This is a genomic window from Vibrio sp. 1401 (genome assembly GCF_033340295.1).
In genome coordinates this window covers 1-558 of the sequence record NZ_JAWOWF010000683.1, presented here as the reverse complement: position 1 = coordinate 558, position 558 = coordinate 1, and the positions used below count along the sequence as shown (strand labels likewise).

Below are 558 nucleotides of genomic sequence, written 5' to 3'. Positions count from 1 at the left end.
GAAGGCCGCGAACACGGCAGATCAACACCGCAGGGTCGTCCACCAGCTGATAATGCTTGCCATTGCTAGGGTTGGTGTAGCTAATGTTGCCATTAACGGCATCTCGCAAGTTAACTTGACCATCGAGAACCTTGTCCCAAGCTGGCGACATAGAGTCTTCGAAATCCGCCATGAATACTTTTACATTTGCATTCAAAGCGTTGATCACCATTTTGCGATCCGTTGGGCCTGTAATCTCAACACGGCGATCTTGTAGATCCTGAGGAATACCTAAGATCTTCCAACTACCTTCACGAATATCTTGTGTGTCAGGCAGGAAGTCTGGCAACTCCCCAGCGTCGATGAGTGCTTGCTTTTCTTATCTCGCTTACAACAACTCTTCAACACGCCCAGCAAATTTTTCACACAGTAGAGATAAAAAGGTTTGGGCTTCAACAGGGAAAATAGCTTGATGCTCCGGAGCAAGTGCTCCAGTCACCTCAAGCATGCCTTGGGTTTGCTGTGATGGTTGTGTTTTTTGTTCTGTCTGAGCAAGCATAATCATTCATCCTTAACGTG

Annotated in this window: 1 pseudogene; it reads right to left on the bottom strand. The window is 47.0% G+C overall.

The features are described 5' to 3' along the window. Positions 1-538: pseudogene (locus tag R7Z77_RS27570) on the bottom strand (malate synthase A); the annotation flags it as partial. Positions 539-558: the final 20 nt, after the last annotated feature.